This window comes from Prauserella alba (genome assembly GCF_024171735.1).
GTDB classification, from domain to species: domain Bacteria; phylum Actinomycetota; class Actinomycetes; order Mycobacteriales; family Pseudonocardiaceae; genus Prauserella; species Prauserella alba.
This window is the reverse complement of record NZ_JAMTCH010000003.1, coordinates 224,274-242,499: the sequence shown is the minus strand read 5'-3', so window position 1 is coordinate 242,499 and position 18,226 is coordinate 224,274. Positions and strand designations below refer to the sequence as shown.

General features: G+C 70.0%; 16 protein-coding genes. 11 read left to right on the top strand and 5 right to left on the bottom strand.

From position 1 onward, the window contains the following. Nucleotides 1-7: 7 nt before the first annotated feature. Entirely contained in the window at nucleotides 8-661 is a 654-nt protein-coding gene (locus LY12_RS01040; RefSeq protein ID WP_253852651.1) for a GNAT family N-acetyltransferase, read from the bottom strand. A 779-nt stretch (nucleotides 662-1,440) separates the two neighbouring features. Between LY12_RS01040 and LY12_RS01035 the strand changes: the two genes are divergently transcribed. The 6 genes from LY12_RS01035 (at nucleotide 1,441) to LY12_RS26020 (ending at nucleotide 9,992) form a co-directional block, all read left to right on the top strand. Beyond that, the gene (locus tag LY12_RS01035; protein ID WP_253852650.1) at nucleotides 1,441-2,376 is read left to right on the top strand and encodes a ribonucleotide-diphosphate reductase subunit beta; all 936 of its coding nucleotides are present in this window, start codon (nucleotides 1,441-1,443) and stop codon (nucleotides 2,374-2,376) included. Nucleotides 2,377-2,461: 85 nt separating this feature from the next. Continuing rightward, the gene (locus LY12_RS01030) at nucleotides 2,462-5,128 is read left to right on the top strand and encodes an aldehyde dehydrogenase family protein (RefSeq protein ID WP_253852649.1); all 2,667 of its coding nucleotides are present in this window, start codon (nucleotides 2,462-2,464) and stop codon (nucleotides 5,126-5,128) included. A 221-nt stretch (nucleotides 5,129-5,349) separates the two neighbouring features. Further along, nucleotides 5,350-6,375 carry an iron-siderophore ABC transporter substrate-binding protein gene (locus LY12_RS01025; protein ID WP_253852648.1) on the top strand — a complete coding sequence of 342 codons (1,026 nt, stop codon included), beginning with the start codon at nucleotides 5,350-5,352 and terminating at the stop codon, nucleotides 6,373-6,375. 10 nt (nucleotides 6,376-6,385) lie between these two features. Then, nucleotides 6,386-7,375, top strand: a complete 990-nt coding sequence (locus LY12_RS01020; RefSeq protein ID WP_253852647.1) for a FecCD family ABC transporter permease — start codon at nucleotides 6,386-6,388, stop codon at nucleotides 7,373-7,375. Beyond that, nucleotides 7,372-8,466 (top strand): FecCD family ABC transporter permease, encoded by a 1,095-nt coding sequence (locus LY12_RS01015; RefSeq protein WP_253852646.1) that lies wholly within the window; start codon nucleotides 7,372-7,374, stop codon nucleotides 8,464-8,466. The genes LY12_RS01020 and LY12_RS01015 overlap by 4 nt, the downstream gene beginning before the upstream one ends. Nucleotides 8,467-8,477: 11 nt before the next feature. Further along, the gene (locus LY12_RS26020; RefSeq protein ID WP_308292046.1) at nucleotides 8,478-9,992 is read left to right on the top strand and encodes an MSMEG_1061 family FMN-dependent PPOX-type flavoprotein; all 1,515 of its coding nucleotides are present in this window, start codon (nucleotides 8,478-8,480) and stop codon (nucleotides 9,990-9,992) included. A gap of 128 nt (nucleotides 9,993-10,120) precedes the next feature. Here the strand turns inward: LY12_RS26020 and LY12_RS01000 are convergent, their stop codons facing one another. Then, nucleotides 10,121-10,840 (bottom strand): ABC transporter permease, encoded by a 720-nt coding sequence (locus tag LY12_RS01000; protein WP_253852645.1) that lies wholly within the window; start codon nucleotides 10,838-10,840, stop codon nucleotides 10,121-10,123. A 47-nt stretch (nucleotides 10,841-10,887) separates the two neighbouring features. Then, nucleotides 10,888-11,787, bottom strand: a complete 900-nt coding sequence (locus tag LY12_RS00995; protein ID WP_253852644.1) for an ABC transporter ATP-binding protein — start codon at nucleotides 11,785-11,787, stop codon at nucleotides 10,888-10,890. A gap of 165 nt (nucleotides 11,788-11,952) precedes the next feature. On the opposite strand from LY12_RS00995, the gene LY12_RS00990 reads away from it, so the two are divergent. Then, nucleotides 11,953-13,113 carry a sensor histidine kinase gene (locus LY12_RS00990; RefSeq protein ID WP_308292045.1) on the top strand — a complete coding sequence of 387 codons (1,161 nt, stop codon included), beginning with the start codon at nucleotides 11,953-11,955 and terminating at the stop codon, nucleotides 13,111-13,113. Beyond that, nucleotides 13,110-13,712 carry a response regulator transcription factor gene (locus LY12_RS00985; RefSeq protein WP_253852643.1) on the top strand — a complete coding sequence of 201 codons (603 nt, stop codon included), beginning with the start codon at nucleotides 13,110-13,112 and terminating at the stop codon, nucleotides 13,710-13,712. Before LY12_RS00990 ends, LY12_RS00985 begins: the two co-directional genes overlap by 4 nt. A 58-nt stretch (nucleotides 13,713-13,770) precedes the next feature. On the opposite strand, the gene LY12_RS00980 is transcribed toward LY12_RS00985, so the two are convergent. Continuing rightward, entirely contained in the window at nucleotides 13,771-14,424 is a 654-nt protein-coding gene (locus LY12_RS00980; protein WP_253852642.1) for a TetR/AcrR family transcriptional regulator, read from the bottom strand. A 336-nt stretch (nucleotides 14,425-14,760) separates the two neighbouring features. Between LY12_RS00980 and LY12_RS00975 the strand changes: the two genes are divergently transcribed. From LY12_RS00975 to LY12_RS00965, 3 genes are all read left to right on the top strand, one after another. Next, nucleotides 14,761-15,195 carry an ArsR/SmtB family transcription factor gene (locus LY12_RS00975; RefSeq protein ID WP_253852641.1) on the top strand — a complete coding sequence of 145 codons (435 nt, stop codon included), beginning with the start codon at nucleotides 14,761-14,763 and terminating at the stop codon, nucleotides 15,193-15,195. After that, entirely contained in the window at nucleotides 15,192-16,301 is a 1,110-nt protein-coding gene (gene arsB / locus LY12_RS00970; RefSeq protein WP_253852640.1) for an ACR3 family arsenite efflux transporter, read from the top strand. The genes LY12_RS00975 and arsB overlap by 4 nt, the downstream gene beginning before the upstream one ends. 83 nt (nucleotides 16,302-16,384) lie before the next feature. Next, nucleotides 16,385-16,735 (top strand): arsenate reductase/protein-tyrosine-phosphatase family protein, encoded by a 351-nt coding sequence (locus LY12_RS00965; protein ID WP_253854773.1) that lies wholly within the window; start codon nucleotides 16,385-16,387, stop codon nucleotides 16,733-16,735. Nucleotides 16,736-16,792: 57 nt separating this feature from the next. Here the strand turns inward: LY12_RS00965 and LY12_RS00960 are convergent, their stop codons facing one another. Continuing rightward, nucleotides 16,793-18,136 carry an NAD(P)-binding domain-containing protein gene (locus LY12_RS00960; RefSeq protein WP_253852639.1) on the bottom strand — a complete coding sequence of 448 codons (1,344 nt, stop codon included), beginning with the start codon at nucleotides 18,134-18,136 and terminating at the stop codon, nucleotides 16,793-16,795. Between the last annotated feature and the right edge of the window lie 90 nt (nucleotides 18,137-18,226).

Here is an 18,226-nt window from a genome sequence, read left to right as displayed (position 1 = left end):
GCCGGAGTCAGTACGGCCGTACGCGGGCGATACGGTCACCGAAGCTGGTCAGTGAGGTCGGCGGGTCCGAAGCGAGGTACTTCGCGAGCGCTTCCTGCGCCTGCCGCTTGTCCTCCTCGGGGACGAGATCCTCCACGGGGAACTGGTCGGCGTGCGCTGCGGCGCCCTCGTAGAACTCGTCGCGCAGGATCGACCACACCGTGCGGTCGTGGTACATGCCGTCCATGAAGTAGTAGTCGCGCAGCACGCCTTCGAGCACGAATCCGCCCTTGGTGAGGATCGCCAGCGTGTGCTTGTTGTACGACGCGGTGCTGAACTCCACCCGGTGCGCGTTGAGTTCGTGGAACAGGAAGTCGACGAGTTGCCCGAGCGCATCGGCACCCGCGCCGCCGTTCCATTTCTCGGGGTCACCGATCGCGCCCCCGATCACGTAGGACCCTGCGGTACCCGACGTCCGGTAGTTCACGACCCCGACCGGGGCTCCGTCGTCGGTCACGACCATCAGGTAGCGCACCTTGCCGCTCTCGTTGAGTTCGCGCACGGCATCCGCGGTCACCACCTCGTGGGTGTCCCCCGTCAGCGCGCTCGTGGGCGAGAGCGGGCGAAGCCACGATTCGACCAACTCGTAGTCGCTTTCTCCGGGAAAACGGAGGACGCACATTTTTCTCACCATCGGAAAACCCCCATGCCGGTCACCTCGCGCCGTTTCGGACACCATTTCCGGTGTGTTGTCGTCGTTACGAGGGCGTCAACCTGAATGCACGAACCGATCGCACGACGCGTACTGCCCGGCAAGGCCGGACACACTTCACGGTCGTGCGTTATGAGGTTCTTCCCCGGCTTCGTCGCCGAAGATTGCCACGACAAATCGTCGAAGGTAGTCGCCCCTGGCGCGCACCTCGAAGCTCCCCAGCTGTGCGCGTTCGGTCCACATCGGGCAATGGTCCCGGTTCGAATCCGAGCGATGGCCGCACGCAGCCCCCTCGCGAGGCAGCCTGCGCCGCCCGCAAATCAGTGCGATGTCGGCGAGACTGCCGGGACCCCCGGCGGGTGTCAACCGAATCCCGGGACACCACCGACTTTCGGATGACCACCTCGGGACCGGCGGCTCGTTCAGCTCACAACGCCTTAACGGGCGGCACGACCGGACCGGGTCACGGCGACACGACACCCCGTTCGTCGACACCGTCGGTAGCTCCACGGATTCCCTACTGCAAACTTCTCGTCAAACGTTCACACGTCAGAGCTAAAGCAGCACTACCTTCGATCACGTTCGGTTCACATCGGCCTTTCGTTGCGCTCCCCGCGGCGGAAGGCGACACGGCATCGTCCAGTTCTCCTTCGAGCGCGTTCGGCCACGACCTGTTCGTCCGTCCGGCGACCCGTTCCCACGCGTCGTCGACGTCCGACACCGCTCGCCTTCCACACTGGAGGACTGACTTGAACCGCTGGAGCACCCTGCTCGTGGACGAAGCACGGCTCGGCGACCTGGCCGCGCTGCCGTCCTCGGACGTCCTGCGGCACGCCGATCTGGTGGCCGGCCGCAAGCCCAAACCCGTTGAGCTGTACCAAAGGTGGGAACGACAGCAGTGGTCGGCCGAGGACATCTCCCTCGGTACGGACCACGAGATGCTCGCCGACCCGCGCGTGCCGCAGGGCGTGCGGACGATGATCGAGAACGCCATCGCCACGTTCATCATCGGCGAGTGGACGGGCCTCGACATGCTCGGCCCGATCCTCACCGGCTCCCCCGACGAGGAGTACTCGCTCTTCCTCGGGACGCAGATCGCCGACGAGACGCGTCACACCCGGGCGGTCTTCCGCCTCGGCGAGGAAGTCATGGGCATGAGCGAGAACCCCCGCGCCATGCTCACCGAAGCCTGGAACCTCAGCACCCCGGCGCACGCCGAGCTCAGCATGCTCGAAGCGGACATCGTGCGGGGACTGCACGAACGCCCGATGAACTACGGCCAGTGGCTGCAGGCCGTGACGCTGTTCCATCTCATCACCGAGGGAGTGCTGGCGCTCGTGGGACAGCGGGTGCTCGTCCACGCGCTGCGCGACATCGACCTGTTCAACGGCATCAAGACGGCGTTCACGGCGATGTGCCGCGACGAGTCACGGCATGTCGGGTTCGGCCTGCACGCGCTGCGCACCGGCGTCAACGAGGGCTACGGCGACCAGATCAACGAGGTGCTGGAGAAGGCCGTGCCACTGGCACTGCGGCTGGACAACGAGTTCGAGGGCATCGCCGTCGACTTCCGCGGGATGAGCGTCGACATCCTGCGCAAGCACCTGTCGCTGATCGGGACCGATCCGGCGTTCATCGACCACCTGCTGCGCGAGTACTCCGCCGATGTCACCCCGGCTCGCTGACCCGGCCGCCCGTCCGGCACCGGGCGGGCGCACCGACGCAGGCTGCGTGCGCGAACGCCGCGGCCGTCCGCATCCAGGAGCACCCATGGACTCCACCAAACCGAGAATCATCACGCCCGGCGGTGTGCTGACCGCGGCCGACATCGAGCGGCGCGGCGCGGCGATGGCCCGGCGGCTGCGCGAACACGGGTTCCGCGCGGGCGACCGGGTCGGGCTGTCGGGCGCCAACTCCCCCGACTTCGTCGTCGCCCTGCTCACGCTGATGCACCTCGACGCCAGCATCATGCTGCTCGACGACCAGTCGACCGACGAAGCCAGGAGCAGTGCGCTCACGAAGGCTTCGGCGACGTGGCTGCTCTGCGACGACACGGCGGCGGCCCGGCCTTCCGAACCGGTACGGGCGCTCGGCCTGCGCGAACTGACCGCCGAGGACCGGACGGCAGCGGAACCGGCGTTGCAGCTCGACCTCGCCTCGTGGAGCACGCGGCAGGACGCGCTGATCGTCTGGTCGTCGGGAACGACGGGCAGTCCGACCGGCGTGGTCAGATCGGGCGGCAGCGTGCTGGCGAACATTCACCGCTCGCAACGGCGGATGCGATACACGGCCGACGACGTGCTGCTGCCGCTCCTGCCGTTCTCGCACCAGTACGGACTCTCACTGGTCCTGCTCTGGTGGTTGACCGAAGCCTGCCTGATCGTCGTTCCGCCCACGCGCCTCGACCGGGCGCTCGAAGCCATCGAGGGGCTGAACGTGACGGTCGTGGACGGAGCGCCCTCGACCTACCACAGCATCCTCCGCATGCTCGAACGCAAGCCCGTGGCACCGGAGGCGCTCGCCTCGGTGCGCATGTGGTGCGTCGGCGGCGCTCCGCTGGGGGTCACGCTCGCCACCGAGTTCCGCGAGGTCATCGGCGCGCCGCTGTTGGACGGCTACGGTTCCAGCGAGGCGGGCAACATCGCGCTGGCCTCCGTGGACGATCCGACGTTGCTCGGCACACCGCTGGACGGCATCGAGATCGACATCCTCGGCGAGGACGGCGCGCCGTTGCCGCAGGGCGAGGTCGGCGAACTACTGGTGCGGACCCCCGATCTCATGACCGCGCTGCTGGCCGACGACGGCACGTTGCGCCACGTGGACCGCTCGTCCTACCGCACGGGTGACGTCGGCTATCTCGACGAGCGCGGCAACGTCGCCGTGCTGGGCCGCAAGGGTGCCGTGCACCGGCACGGGCACACGCTGTATCCCGAGGCGCTGGCACGCAAGGCCGAAGCGTGCGGAGCGCCGGTGGAGGTCGTCGCCGTCGAGGACACCCGGCGCGGCTGTCAACTCGTGTTCGCCGTCGCGGACGACTCGCGCCGCGATCCGCGGATGTGGCGGCGGCTGCTGCACGACCGGCTCGCCGTCCACGAACGCCCCAACAAAGTCGTCGTCGTTCCCGCCTTCCCTCGCAACAGAAACGGAAAGGTAGACATGAACCAGCTCCGTACGACCGTGGCGAAAGCCTCGGACAACGCGGCCGCGTCGAACTCCCCGGTCGCGCTCGCCCGTGAGAACGACACCGGGGTGCCGCTGGCCGACCGCGCACCGGCGTTGCGTGCGGTCGAGAACTACCTCAGGACGCATCGCGAGGAGATTCTCGCGATCCTGACCGAGGTGTCCAACCACAAGACTGCCGAGGGCGAGTTGGACACCGCGATCGAGACACTCAGCGGTGCGCTCGAGGAGGTGTCGACGTATCGGCCGCCGCGCATCGGCTCCACCGCGGTGTTCATGCCGTCGAACATCCCGCTCTACTCGTACGTGCTCTACCTGCTGGTGCCCGCGCTCTACAGCGAGCGGGTGGTGTTCCGGCCGTCCAGTCACATCAACAAACAGTTGATCCGGCTGCACGAACTGCTCGAACCCCACCACGGGCTGCCGCTCCAGCTCTCGGCCAGCACGCAGCGCGATTTCGTCGAGGGCCCCGTCACCGAGGCCGACCTGGTGATCTTCACGGGAACCTACGCCAACGCCGAGAAGATCCGTACGAAACTCGACGACGAGCAGCTGTTCGTCTACTTCGGCCAGGGCATCAATCCGTTCATCGTCGGCCAGAACGCCGACGTCGACAGGGCGGTCACCGACGCCGTCGAGATCCGCCTGCTGAACTCGGGGCAGGACTGCTTCGGACCGGACGTGCTGTTCGTGCACGAGTCCGTCTCGGAGCGGTTCCTCGAACTGCTCACCAAGCGGCTCGACGACCTCGTCTTCGGCACCAACGCGGACCCGCACGCCGACTACGGCCCGATGCACTACGAGCAGGCGTTCGGGTTCGCGCTCGACCACCTGCACCGCCATGCGGGCGACATCGTCCACGGCGGGCACGCCGAGCTCGCCACCCGTGAGCTGCAGCCGACCGTGCTGCTGCGCGACATCGGCGGCAAACCGAACTGCGAGGAACTGTTCGCGCCGATCTTCAACGTGCTGCGGTACTCCACGCAGGACGAGCTGCACGAGTTCCTGGCGTCACCGTTCTTCGAGGAGCGGGCCATGGGCGCGATGGTGTACGGCGACCTGCCGGAGACCGTGCGGCTCCTGCAGAAGCGGCACGAGGTCTGCGTCAACACCACTCTGCTGCACACCGACAACGGCAATGCGCCGTTCGGTGGCAGGGGCATGGTCGCCAACTACGTCGCCCACCGGGGCAAGCGCAGCGCGGAGCCGCTGCTCGCGTCGAAGGCGGTGGCCGATTACCTGAAGCCGGCCGAGTGACCACGGGCGGTGCCGGCTCACCCCCGAAGCGAGCCGGCACCGCCCCGGTCGTTCAGTGCCTCCAACGTGCCCCTCGGGGCACGTTGGAGGCACTGAACGCCCCTGAGGTGCCCTGGGGGCGCGGGAGGCGTGACCCGGCGCACGTCACCGGGAGTTCCGAGAGCGCACGCTCGTAGTTAGGGTAGGCACAGTTTACCGGCCTCCCTCGAAAGGGCGTACCCATGAGTCGTGCCGCTCGGCCTCAGCGGGCTCTGTTCGTCGTACTCCTCGCGGGCGTGTTCGCGGTCCTGACCGGCTGCACCACGACCGGCGCCGACGGCGAGCCCGGTGGCGGCGAGCAGCAGCTCAACCCGCAGGCCGACAGCTCGCAGTTCCCGGTCACGATCCCCACCAAGTTCGGCGACGTGACCATCGACGAGCCGCCGCAACGCGTCGTGGCGCTCGGCTGGACCGACGCCGAGGTCGCGATGGCGCTCGGCGTGCAACCGGTCGGCGCGGCCGACTGGCTCGAGGTCGGCGGCAACGGCCTCGGCCCCTGGTCGCAGCAGAAGTACGACCGGCCACCGGAGAAGCTGGGCACGCTCGAGGTGAACATGGAGAAGGTCGCCGGACTGAACCCCGACCTCATCCTCGACACCCGATCCAGTGGCGAACGTGCACGGCACGACCGACTCACCGAGATCGGCGTTCCCGTCGTCAGCCTTCCCGAAGGCGCCGACGACTACCTCACGACGTGGCAGCAACAGCTCGACATGATCGGCACGGCGCTCGGCAGGCAGGACGAGGCCGAGCAGCTCCGGAAGGACCTGAACGCGAAGTTCGACCGCGTCGCCGCCGAGCACCCCGAGTTCAGGGGCAAGGAGATGGTGCTGGCCTCACGACTGCCCGACGCGTGGGGCGCCTACCTCGACGGCGACGGCCGGGTCGAGTTCATGCAACGGCTCGGGTTCGTCAACTCGCCGCGCATCGAACGCCAGCCCGGCGGCCGCGGGTTCAGCGTCCCCGTCTCCGACGAACGTCTCGACCTGCTCGACGCCGACCTGACCGCGGTGTTCCTCATCGGCACCGACCCCGAGGACGTCACCGGCGACCCGCTGTACCGGGCGATCCCTTCGGTCGAGAAGGGCAACGACCTCGTGCTGAGCGACCAGGACATCTCACTGGCGTTCTCCAGTAATTCGGTGGTCGGCCTGTCCTGGGCACTCGACGAGGTCGTGCCGCTGCTCGCGGACACGCTCGGCGACTGACCGCTCACCGGTGACCGTGCGCAACCCACTCGGCATCGGCGCGCTGCTGCTGGCTGCGTGCGCGCTCAGCCTCGCGGTCGGCACCAAGAACATCCCGGTGACGACCGTGTTCGACGCGCTCACGGCGTTCGATCCGGATCGGGTCGACCACCTGATCGTCACCGAACGCCGCGTGCCCCGGACCGTGGCGGGACTGCTCGTCGGCGCGGCACTCGGACTGGCGGGCACTCTCATCCAAGGAGTCACCCGCAATCCGCTGGCGGACCCGGGCATCTTCGGTGTCAACGCGGGCGCCGCACTGTTCGTGGTCCTGGGGATCGCCGTGTTCGGCGTGACGAGCCTGACCGGGTACGTGTGGTTCGGGTTCGCGGGTGCCGCGGCGGCCTCCGCGGTGGTCTACGTCATCGGCTCGCTCGGCCGGGGTGGTGCCTCCCCGTTGAAGCTGGCACTCACGGGTGCGGCCCTGACCGCGGCGCTCAGCTCGTTGCAGAGCGCCGTGCTGCTGACCGACCCCGCCACGCACGACCGGTTCCGGTTCTGGCAGGTGGGCACGCTCGCCGGCCGCGACCCGGAAGTCGTGGGGCAGGCGTTGCCGTTCCTCGCGGCCGGGATCGCCGGGGCGCTGCTGCTCGGCAAAGTCCTCAACGGACTGTCACTCGGGGACGACGTCGCGCGTTCGTTCGGGCAGAACACGACGGCCGACCGCGTGTGGTGCGGCCTCGCTGTCGTCGTGCTCGCCGGTGCCGCGACGGCCCTGGCCGGGCCGATCACGTTCCTCGGGCTCGCGGTGCCGCACCTCGCCCGCATGCTCGCCGGTCCCGACTACCGGCGGATCCTGCCACTGTCGATGCTGATCGCACCGGTTCTGCTGCTCGTCGCGGACGTGCTCGGCCGGGTCGCCGCACGGCCCGGCGAGGTGCAGGCCGGCGTCGTGACGGCCCTGCTCGGCGCCCCCGTGCTGGTGGTGCTCGTGCGACGGCGGAAGCCGGCCCGGTTATGACCCGGGCGACCACACCCACCGCCGCCGGGCGGAACAGCGGGGCGACGTCCGACGACGTGGCCCTGGTCTCGCACGCCCGCCGCCGGGAACGCGCGCGGGCGATCACCGTGGCGACGGGGCTCGCACTCGCCGTCACCGCGATGCTGCTCGCCGCACTCGCCGTCGGCGACTTCCGGATCGGCATCCCCGATCTGCTGGCCAGGCTCACCGGTCAGCAGGTCGGTGCGCTGCAACCGCGGATCGACTACGTGCTGTTCGACCTGCGCCTGCCACGTGCGGTGACCGGGATCCTCGTGGGAATCGCGTTCGGCCTGGCGGGCTCGCTGTTCCAGCGACTGCTCCGGAATCCACTGGCCAGTCCCGACGTCCTCGGCGTCTCGGCCGGTGCCAGCGCCGCCGCCGTACTGGCCATCGTCGCCTTCGGCGCGAGCGGGTTCGCCGTGTCGGCGGGTGCGTTCACCGGCGCCGTCGCAGCATCCGCGCTGATCTACGCGCTCGCATGGCAACGCGGCATCAGCGGCTACCGGCTCGTGCTGATCGGCATCGGCGTCAACGCGGCACTGCTGGCCGCGGTGTCGTTCCTCATGACACGCGCCGACATGACCGACGCACAGCAAGCGCTCCTGTGGCGCACGGGCAGCCTGTACGACAGTTCGTGGGACCACGTCACGGCGCTGCTGGGCTGTCTCGCCGTCCTGGTGCCCGCGGCGCTGCTGCTCGCGCGGGCACTGCCGCGGCTGCAGCTCGGCGACGACTCGGCGCGCGGGCTCGGCCTGCCCGTCGAACGCACCAGGCTGGCACTGCTGCTGGTGGCGACCGGGTTGATCGGGGTCGGCACCGCGGCGGCCGGGCCGGTCGCGTTCGTGGCGTTCCTGTCGGGGCCCATCGCGTCCCGGCTGCTCGGCGGTGCCCGCCCGGGCGTGGCGGTGGCGGCACTCGTGGGCGCGCTGGTGACGCTGAGTTCCGACTTCGCGGCCCAGCACCTGTTCGGCGATCAGCAGTTCCCCGTCGGCGTCGTGACCGGTGCCGTCGGCGCGCCGTACCTGTTGTGGCTGCTGGCGAAAAGCAATCACGCCGGACACGGCGAATGATGGAGGAGGCCATGGCAGGCGAATCCGCAGCAGAACCCGCCGTCGCCACGACGGCGGATTCCGGCGGCCCGCAGCGGTCCACTGTGCACACCGAACGGATCAGCCTCGGTTACGGCGATCGCCGGGTCGTCGACGACCTGTCGGTGACCATCCCACCGGGGAGGATCACGGTCATCGTGGGCCCCAACGCCTGCGGCAAATCGACCCTGTTGCGCGGCATGGCACGGCTGCTGCGGCCCACGTCCGGCGCCGCGTGTCTCGACGGCAAGAGCATCCACTCCCTGTCCAGCCGCGACGTCGCACGGCAACTCGGAATCCTGCCGCAGTCGCCGTCGGCCCCGGAAAGCATCAGCGTCACCGACCTCGTCGGCCGTGGCCGGTCACCGCACCAGGGCTGGTTCGGCCGCTGGTCGGACGCCGACGAGCAGGCCGTCGCCGACGCCATGCGCGCGACGGGCACCCTCGACCTGGCCGACCGCGCCGTCGACGAGCTCTCCGGCGGGCAACGCCAGCGCGTGTGGATCGCCATGGCGCTCGCGCAGCGCACCGGGGTGCTGCTGCTCGACGAGCCGACGACGTTCCTCGACCTCACCCACCAGGTAGAGGTGCTCGACCTGCTCGCCGACCTGAACCGCACCGAGGGCACGACGATCGTGGCCGTGCTGCACGATCTGAACCTCGCGTGCCGCTACGCCGACCACCTCGTCGTGCTGTCCGAGGGCAGGCTGATCGCCGAGGGCATGCCGCGGGAGGTGGTCACCGAGGCGCTCGTGCGGGATGTCTTCGCACTGCCGAGCCGAGTGATCGACGACCCGGTCTCGGCCACCCCGCTCATCGTGCCGATCGGCAGGCACCACACCTCCGCGCTCCCCACGGGAGCGGCCGCTGCCGGTTCGACTGCTCCCGGTTCGACTGCTCCCGGCACGGCTGCTGCCGGCACGGCCGTGTCGTCGGAGGCCGAGCTGCGGGAGGTCGTCGAGGAGCCGGTCCCGCTGATCGCCGACAAGGCGGCACCGGCCATCGACGACGAGTCCCGGCGGTTCCTCGAAGCCGCCCCGCTGTTCCTGCTGGCGTCGGCGGCCGACGACGGCACGGTGGACGTGTCCCCACGCGGCGACGAGCACGGCAGTGTGATCGTGCTGGACGAGTACACCGTCGCGTTCGCCGACCGGCCCGGCAACCGCCGGGTCGACAGCATGCGCAACATCCTCCGCAATCCGCGCGTGGCGATGGTGTTCCTCGTCCCGGGCACCGACCACACCCTGCGGGTCAACGGCACCGCCGCGATCGTCCGCGACGCCGAGCTCCTCGAGCGGCTCGCGGTGAAGGGATCGCCGCCCGACCTGGCGGTGGTGGTCACGGTGTCCGAACTCTTCGTCCACTGCGGACGCGCGTTCAACCGGTCGAAGTTGTGGGATCCCGACACCTGGCCGGAGCAGGGTTCCCTCCCGACAGCGGGAACCCTGCTCAAAGCCCACACCGCGCTGCGGGACGCACTGCGCGGCTCGGAGAGCGACGACACCTGACCTCTCAAGCACCGTGTTGCGGATTCCCGGGGCCGTGTTGCGGATCCCGGGCACCGTGTTGCGGATTCCCGGGGCCGTGTTGCGGATTCCCGGGGCGGTGTGGGTGGCCGTGAGGCCACACACCGCCTTCAGCGGCGCGGTTCCCAGCGAAACATCTTCCCCGCCAGGTTGGCCGCTACGAACACCCAGGCGAGGGTCGGGGCGAGCAGGATCAGTGATTCCGACAGCGCCGCCCCGCCGTTCCAGGCGTTCAGCATCAACTCGGTCGCCGCGCCACCGGGCAGCAACCGTTTGACCAGTTCCAGGTCCTCGGTGCCGGTGAGCCCGATCCAGCTCGCCACGACGATGACGCCGAGGGCGACCGGCAGGGTCGTGACCTGCGCGTGTTCGGGCGAGTTCGTCATACCCGCGGTCGCCAGGGCGAATCCCACCAGCATGGCGAGCGTCGAGGCGACCCCCACGACGAGGAGCACGACGTCCGCGGGCCCGCCTGCGACGACGCCGAGAACGATGAGGACGCCCGTCACCTGGACGGTCGCGAGCACGGTGACCGGGAGCAACAGTCCGCCGAGGATGCCGCCGTCGCCGAGCGCCGTCGACCGGAGCCGTTTGAGGAACAGGTTCTGTCTGCGCGAGGCGAGCGTGGTCACCGCCGTCGTGTAGAGGCCGAAGGCGCCGACCGTGAACACCACGACCGCGGCGATGTAGCCGAGACTGCCGATGTCGGCGAAGATCTCGTGGCGGTAGATGAAGAACGCGCTGACGGCGATGGGCATGATGAAGCTGGTCACCAGCACGAGCCGGTTGCGGAAGAGCTGGACGAGTTCGCCGTAGGCGATGCCGAACATGAGTACTCCCTCGGTGAGAAGATCGCGGAGCCGACGCGGCCGCCGGATCAGTTGATGGCGCGGAACACGTCGTCGAGACGGGTGGGGCCTGCCTCCAGTCCGACGAGGTCGACGCCGTGGTCCTCGGCCCAGCCGAGCAGCGTGTACAGGTCCTTCTGGACGCGGTGGGTCTCCACGCGGAACGTCCCGTCGACCTGTCGCTCCACGTGCAGCGGCAACGCAGGGACCCCGGCGAGCGGGCGGGCCGGTAGACCGAAGCTGATCACGCCCGGCAACGCGCCCGTCAGCTCGGCGACCGTGCCTTCCCGGTGGAACACGCCCTGGTGCATCAGCCCGATCCGGTCGGCCCGCTGCTGGGCCTCCTCGAGGTAATGCGTGGTGAGCACCACCGTGGTGCCGCCCTCACGCAGCCGGTCGACGGCGTCCCAGAGCTCGTCGCGGGACTGGATGTCCAGACCGGTCGTCGGCTCGTCGAGCACGATGAGCTCGGGGGTGCCGTACACGGCGGTGGCGAAGTCGAGCCTGCGCTTCTCGCCACCGGAGAGCTGGGAGACCCTGGTGCGTTCCTTCCGGCTGAGCCCGACCAGGTCGACGACCCGGTCGACGTCGTCGTCCCGCCCGGTCAGCGCACCGATGATGCGGACCGACTCCGCGACGGTGAGGTCCGGGGAGAACCCGCTCTCCTGCAGCATGATGCCCATGCGCGGCCGCACCGTGTCCCTGTCTCGCGGACTGCTGCCGAAGACGCGCACGGTGCCCGACGCGGGCGGCCGGTGCCCTTCGATCACCTCCAGCGCCGAGGTCTTGCCCGCACCGTTGGTGCCGAGCAGCGCGTAGAACTCGCCGCGCCGCACCTGGAAGGTGAGGTCCTTGACCGCGTGGAACTCGCCGTAGACGAGGTTGAGCCGCTCGACGTCGATGACCGGGGTGTCGTCTGTACTGTTCATGGCGTCGATTCCACGCCGCGAGGGGCCGCGTGGGCAGTGTCGCGGCGTCACGAGTCCGGCATGACATTTCCCAGTACGCACCCATGACGTGGTGTCACTAGCGGCGGTACTCGCAGCACGGAATGCTGGGGTACGGATCTGCCCGCTCCTTGCCGACGAGGACCAGTGACGACCACCGACGACCGGACCGACGCACAGACCCGGCTGCGCAAGATCAACCTCACCGTGTTGATGCCGCCGGTCCTGGGTGTCGGCATTCTGCTCATCATCGTCGACACCGACACGTGGCTCGACCGGGCCGTACTCGCCGTCGGTGTCGCGACGGCGGCGTACGCGTTCGTGCAGTGGGCCCGTGGGGGCATCCTCCGGGTCGCCGTGCCATGCCTCGCGCTGACGGCAGGCGTGTGGCTCTACGGTGCGCTGGCCTCCGACATGCGCACGGCGTTCTTCCCACTCCTCGTGGTGGGGCCGTTCGTCGTGTCGCGGCTGCCGCGCCGGCGTATCGCCGCGACGGTGGCACTCACCGTCGGCGGCGCGGCGATCGGGGCGCTGCGCCTGCTCGTGACCCCCGGAGACGTACCGGGAGTCCTGCTGGCCGACGTCGCCATCCCCGGCGGCCTGCTGTTGCTGGGGTCCTTGGCCGAGTTTCCCAACAAACGCTTCTACGACGTCGTATCGGACCTCGAACGGGCGCGGTACCGGGAGGCCGAGCTCGCCGTCGCCGGGGAACGTGTGCGGTTCGCCAGCGACCTCCACGACATCCAGGGCCACACCCTGCACGTCGTCAAGCTCAAGGCCGCACTCGCGCGCAGGCTCGTGGCCACCGATCCCGCCAGGGCCGAGAGCGAACTGCAGGAGATCCACGACCTGGTGGGCGAGACGATCACCCGCACCAAGGAGCTCGCCCACGCCCAGCGGCGGCTGAACCTGACGGCCGAGCTGGAGAACGCGAAGAACCTGTTCGAAGCGGCGGGGATCGCCGTCGACATCGACCGCAGCGAGGACCCCGCTCCCGGCGTGAGCGAACTGCTCGGCCAGGTGCTGCGCGAAACCACGACGAACATCCTCCGGCACGCCCAGGCCGACCGGGTGCACATCACGTTGGCGGCCTCGGGCATCACGATCGTCAACGACGGCGCACCGGACACCCGGCCGGTCCTCAGTGGACTGGCGGCGCTCACCGATCGCATCGCCGACGCAGGTGGTGCGCTGACGGTGCGACAACGGGGCGGACGGTTCGTCACCGCCGCCGAGTTCGGCACCGCCGCCGCGCCCACGACCGCGCCCACGACGGGAACCGGTATCGGCGAGGAGGGATCGGCGTGACGACCGTGGTGCTGGCCGACGACGAGGCGTTGCTGCGGAAGGCGATGGCGGCCCTGCTGCCGATGGAGGGCGACATCACCGTGCTCACCGAGGCCGCCGACGGCGAGGCCGCGGTACAGGAGACGCTGCGGCACCGGCCGGACGTACTCGTGATCGACCTGGAGATGCCGGGTGTGGACGGCCTCGGTGCGGTCTCGCGGATCCGCGAGACCGCACCGAGGCAGGTGATCCTCATGCTCACCCGGCACGCACGGCCCGGCGTGCTGCGGAAGGCGCTCAAGCTCGGGGTGCAAGGGTTCGTCAGCAAGTCGGCCGAACCTGCGCACATCGCGTCGGTGGTCGCGACGCTCCACGGCGGGAAGCGCTGGATCGACCCGGACGTGTCCGCGCTCGCCGTCGTCGACGACTGCCCGCTCACCGACAGGGAGGTCGACGTGCTGCGGGCGACGAGCGAGGGCTACTCGGTGGCCGACATCGCGAGACAACTGCACCTGGCCGAGGGCACCGTCCGCAACTACCTGTCCACGACGATGCAGAAGACCCAGACCCGCACCCGGCACGACGCGGCGAGGTACGCCCGCAACCGGGACTGGTTGTGACCGGAACTGGCTGTGACCGCGGCGGGTGGCGGGCGCCGGCGGCCAACCCGCGCTGCCGTCAGTGCAGCGGGGTCACCGGGGCGGTCCACATGCCGGTGAGCGCATCGATCAGCCCGTGGGCGGCCGCATCCCACGACTCTGCCGACGGCTCGGTACCGTCGGCCAGCGCGCGCTCGCGGTCCGCGACGGTGTGCACCATGAGGGTGCGCGCCATCTCGGCGCGCTGCTGCCGCACGCTCCGGGGAAGCTGCGGCAGGCAGGCGTCCAACCCGGTTCGGATCTCGTTCAGCGCCGGTGAGTTCAGCGCCTCCTCGGTGATCATCGCCGCGAAGGCGGGTTCGGTTGCGGCCTGCGCCGCGAACCGGGCGAACCACGTCGGCGACCCCGAGTCGGCGAGGTGCCGGGTCGTGGGCAGGACCAGGGCGGCCACCCAGTCGCGGACCGTCACCGAGCCGCGTACCTGAGCCAGTGTCTCCTCCCGCAGGTGTTCGACCCGTTGGTGCCGGTCGCGCACGATGGCGCGAACGAGGTCGGCCTTGCCGCCGAAGTGGTAGCCGACCGCCGTGTTGTTGCCCTGCCCGGCCGCTTCGCTGACCTGCCGGTTCGACACGGCCGTCACGCCGCGTTCGGCGAACAGCCGCTCGGCGGTCTCGATGATCAGCTGCCGCGTCGCGACGGCGCGCGACGTGCGTTCCACTCCGTTACCGGTCATCACGACTCAACACCTCCCGCCGGGTTCGCCGCAGCTTACGCGTCACACACCCGTCCCTCTCGAAGCGACAACATGCGGATGCAAAATTAAGGCATGTGACTGATTGCCGTCCGTCGTGACGACCGACGCACGGGGCGGCAGCATCGCGCTCCGAGTCTGACCTCGGACCGGACGGCGGACGACCAGCAGCGACGACCTCCCCGAACTGCAACACGGGCTCCGCAATCCGCAACACGGCCTCCGCAATCCGCAACACGCGCCCCGGGAAACGCAACACGGTGGCGGTGTGGCGCACGTCCGATTGACGCCTACCTCGACGGGCATCAAGATAGACGGATGTCGAAACAGCCGACGCGATTCGCCGTGTCAGCACCCCGCGGGACGCCCGGACCGCCGGCGCCGGCCGAGACCGCCGAACATTGCGGGACGTCACTGGCAGGCGACCCGTTGTCGCAGGAGCAGGCCACCGAACTCGCGCAGGCGTTCAAGGCGCTCGCCGACCCCGTGCGCCTGCGCCTGCTCTCCCTCATCGCCTCGCATGCCGGCGGCGAGGCGTGCGTGTGTGACCTGACCGGGACGTTCGACCTGACCGGGCCGACGATCTCGCACCACCTGAAGGTCCTCCGCGAGGCCGGGCTCGTGACGAGCGAGCGGCGAGCGACCTGGGTGTACTACCGCGCAGCGCCGGACGTCCTCGCGCGACTGTCCGCCGTACTCCGCCCCGCAGGCACGCCCGCGGAGTCTTCGGCCGAAGCGGGGGTCCCCGCATGACCGTGGACACGGATACGGCGACCGGTGACCGCGGCGTCGTCGGCAAGCTGTCCACACTGGACAGATTCCTGCCACTGTGGATCGCCGCGGCGATGGTGGCGGGCCTGCTCGCAGGCCGGTGGATCCCGGGGCTGAACACCACGCTCGAGGCGATCTCGGTCGGCGGCATCTCGGTGCCGATCGCGCTCGGTCTGCTGGTGATGATGTATCCGGTGCTCGCGAAGGTTCGCTACGACCGGCTCGACACGGTCACGCGCGACCACCGGCTCCTGTGGCCGTCACTGGTGCTCAACTGGATCCTCGGGCCCGCCGTCATGTTCGCGCTGGCGTGGGCACTGCTTCCGGACCTGCCCGAGTACCGCACCGGACTGATCATCGTGGGGCTGGCGCGGTGCATCGCCATGGTGATCATCTGGAACGACCTGGCCTGCGGCGACCGTGAGGCCGCCGCGGTGCTGGTGGCGCTGAACTCGGTGTTCCAGGTCGTCGCCTTCGGCGCGCTCGGCTGGTTCTACCTCGAGCTGCTGCCCGCCTGGCTCGGTCTGCCCACGGCGGACCTCGACGTGTCGGCGTGGCAGATCGTGGTGAATGTGCTGATCTTCCTCGGCATTCCGCTGCTCGCCGGTTACCTCACCCGCCGGTTCGGTGAACGCGCGAAGGGCAGGGCGTGGTACGAATCGCGGTTCCTGCCTCGTGTCGGCCCGCTGGCCCTCTACGGACTGCTGTTCACCATCGTCCTGCTGTTCGCGCTGCAGGGCGAGCAGATCACCGGCAACCCGCTCGACGTGGTGCGCATCGCGCTGCCCCTGCTGATCTACTTCGCCGTGATGTGGGCCGGGTCGTACGCGCTCGGGCGGGCGGTCGGCCTGAACTACGAGCGCACCACGACGCTCGCCTTCACCGCTGCGGGCAACAACTTCGAGCTGGCGATCGCGGTGGCCATCGCGACGTTCGGCGCCACCAGCGGCCAGGCGCTGGCCGGGGTCGTCGGGCCGCTCATCGAGGTACCCGTGCTCGTGGCCCTCGTGTACGTCTCGCTGGCGCTCCGCCGCCGCTTCGCCGGATCCACCGAAGCCACCGTTCCGCACCGGTCCGACCGGCAGTGATCCGCCGCAGGCAGAAGGAGGAGACCGTGTCCGACATTCCCGAGGTGCTGTTCGTCTGCGTGCACAACGCGGGCCGTTCGCAGATGGCCGCCGCGCTGCTCGACCACCACGCCGCGGGTCGCGTGACCGTCCGTTCCGCGGGCTCGGCGCCCGCCGAGTCGATCAACCCGGCCGTGCGCGAGGTGATGGGTGAGCTCGGGTTGGACCTGAGCAAGGAGTTCCCGAAGCCGTTGACGACCGAGGCGGTGCAGGCGGCCGACGTGGTGATCACGATGGGCTGCGGCGACGCCTGCCCGGTGTTCCCCGGCAAGCGCTACCTGGACTGGCAGCTGGCCGACCCCGCAGGCAAGGGTGCCGACGACGTGCGGCCGATCCGCGACGACATCGACCGCAGGGTGCGGGCGTTGCTGGCCGAGCTCGCGCCGACGCCGTGACGTCCCGCGCACCGGACGCGCCCGGCCGGCCGGCGACGCTGACCGGCAACCCCGGGATCAGCGCGCGGCCGGGGCGCCCTTCTCGGCGGGCGCGCTGCAGCACCCGCCGGCACCCTCGTCCGGCCGCTCGCCCACCTGCTCGTCGGCCTGCTCGTCGAGGAGACCGGAACCGCCGCAGACGCCGGTCTCGGGAAGGGTGAGTTCGACCCGTCTGGCGGATTCGGTGTCACCCGACAGTTCGGCGGCGATGCTGCGGACCTGTTCGTAGCCCGTCATCGCGAGGAACGTCGGCGCCCGGCCGTAGCTCTTCATGCCCGCCAGGTACACGCCCGGCTCCGGGTGGGCGAGTTCCGCCGCACCGTGCGGGTAGACGGTGCCGCAGGAGTGCACGTTGGGGTCGATCAGCGGTGCCAGCCGCACCGGCGCCTGCAGTGTGGTGTCCAGGTCGAGTCGCACCTCGGACAGCCACGACAGGTCGGGCCGGAACCCGGTGGCGGCAACGACCTCGTCGACATCCGACACGCGCCGCCTGTCCACAGTGACCACGTTCAGCCTGCCGCGACCGTCGCGTTCGACGACGTCGGTCCGGAACCCCGTCTCGACGGCGATGCGCCCCGCCTCGACGGCCGCCCGCGCGCGATCGCCCAGCGCACCCCTCGCGGGCAACTGGTCGGCGACGCCCCCGCCGAAGGTGTCGCCGAGCCTGCCGCGGCGCAGCAACCACGTGATCCGGGTGTCCGGCCGTTCGGCCGCGAGTTCGTCGAACATGATCAGCGCGGTCAGTGCCGAGTGGCCGCTGCCCGCGACGACGACGTGCCGTCCGGCGTAACGCTGCCGCAGCTGCGCGTCGCTCAGGTCCGGCAGGTGGTGGGTGATCCGGTCGACGGCGTCGCGTTCCCCCGCGGCCGGGAGTCCGTCGCCACCCAGCGGGTTCGGCGTGTGCCAGGTTCCGGATGCGTCGATCAGTGCTCGCGCCGTGATCCGTTCCTCACCACCGGCCGTGCGCACGTGGACGGTGAGCGGTTCGGTGTCCCGGCCCGCATCCACGACACGGTCCCGGCCGCGCCGTGCGACCCCGGTGACCTCGACGCCGAAGCGCACACGGTCACCCAGTGCCGTTGCCAGCGGCCGCAGGTAGTCGGCGGCCCATTGCGCCCCCGTCGGATACGCGTCGTCGTCCGGGCCGCGCCACCCACGGCCGTCGAGCAGTCGCCGTGCCGCCGGGGCCACGAGCTCGGACCACCGCGAGAACAGCCGCACGTGCCCCCATTGGGCCACGGCCGCGCCCGCGTGCTCGCCGCGTTCGAGCACGAGTGGTTCCAATCCCTGTTCCAGCAGGTCCGCGGCGGCAGCCAGGCCCACGGGACCCGCACCCACCACGACGACCGGCACCTCGTTCATCGACGCACTCCTCGTTCCGACGCTCACGACCCACGACTTTCATCGATGTGTATCGATCGATCTGCCGACGACAGTATCGATGCCGGTCGA

Coding starts and splice junctions, on each gene's coding strand:
- LY12_RS01015 (WP_253852646.1), top strand. CDS start 7,372: ATGACCCGGGCGACCACACCCACCGCCGCCGGGCGGAACAGCGGGGCG.
- LY12_RS01025 (WP_253852648.1), top strand. CDS start 5,350: ATGAGTCGTGCCGCTCGGCCTCAGCGGGCTCTGTTCGTCGTACTCCTC.
- arsB (WP_253852640.1), top strand. CDS start 15,192: ATGACCGTGGACACGGATACGGCGACCGGTGACCGCGGCGTCGTCGGC.
- LY12_RS00965 (WP_253854773.1), top strand. CDS start 16,385: ATGGCCGCCGCGCTGCTCGACCACCACGCCGCGGGTCGCGTGACCGTC.
- LY12_RS01040 (WP_253852651.1), bottom strand. CDS start 661: ATGTGCGTCCTCCGTTTTCCCGGAGAAAGCGACTACGAGTTGGTCGAA.
- LY12_RS01030 (WP_253852649.1), top strand. CDS start 2,462: ATGGACTCCACCAAACCGAGAATCATCACGCCCGGCGGTGTGCTGACC.
- LY12_RS01000 (WP_253852645.1), bottom strand. CDS start 10,840: ATGTTCGGCATCGCCTACGGCGAACTCGTCCAGCTCTTCCGCAACCGG.
- LY12_RS00980 (WP_253852642.1), bottom strand. CDS start 14,424: ATGACCGGTAACGGAGTGGAACGCACGTCGCGCGCCGTCGCGACGCGG.
- LY12_RS26020 (WP_308292046.1), top strand. CDS start 8,478: ATGGCAGGCGAATCCGCAGCAGAACCCGCCGTCGCCACGACGGCGGAT.
- LY12_RS00960 (WP_253852639.1), bottom strand. CDS start 18,136: ATGAACGAGGTGCCGGTCGTCGTGGTGGGTGCGGGTCCCGTGGGCCTG.
- LY12_RS00995 (WP_253852644.1), bottom strand. CDS start 11,787: ATGAACAGTACAGACGACACCCCGGTCATCGACGTCGAGCGGCTCAAC.
- LY12_RS00975 (WP_253852641.1), top strand. CDS start 14,761: ATGTCGAAACAGCCGACGCGATTCGCCGTGTCAGCACCCCGCGGGACG.